Source organism: Streptomyces milbemycinicus (assembly GCF_002154605.1).
GTDB lineage: Bacteria > Actinomycetota > Actinomycetes > Streptomycetales > Streptomycetaceae > Streptomyces > Streptomyces milbemycinicus.
Genome location: NZ_MUNE01001063.1, coordinates 422 through 774, shown reverse-complemented (window position 1 = coordinate 774; position 353 = coordinate 422). Strand labels below are relative to the sequence as shown.

Here is a 353-nt window from a genome sequence, read left to right as displayed (position 1 = left end):
CCGCCGCGACGGCGGCGGCCGAGCCGCTGGAGGAGCCGCCGGGGGTGTGGGCCGGGTGGTGCGGGTTGCGGGTGGGCCCGGGCTGGAAGTACGCGAACTCGGTGGTGACCGTCTTGCCCAGGGGGACCGCGCCGGCGTGGCGCAGCCGGTCCACCAGCCAGGCGTCGTGTGCGGCGATCCGCCCGCGGCGCAGGGAGGTGCCGCATTCGGTGGGCATCCCGGCGACGTCGATGATGTCCTTCACGCCGAACGGCACGCCCCGCAGTGGTCCGTCCGGTGCCCGCTCTGCCGCCGCGCGGGCCCCGTCGGGGTCCACACGGACCCAGGCCCGGATCTCGGGTTCGGTCTGCTCC

1 protein-coding gene is annotated in these 353 nt (G+C 76.8%); it reads right to left on the bottom strand.

Annotation, left to right across the window (positions count from 1 at the left end; translation table 11 throughout):
- On the bottom strand, positions 1-353 hold a 353-nt coding region (locus CCN51_RS51000; protein WP_245881879.1), incomplete at both ends, for an amidase family protein.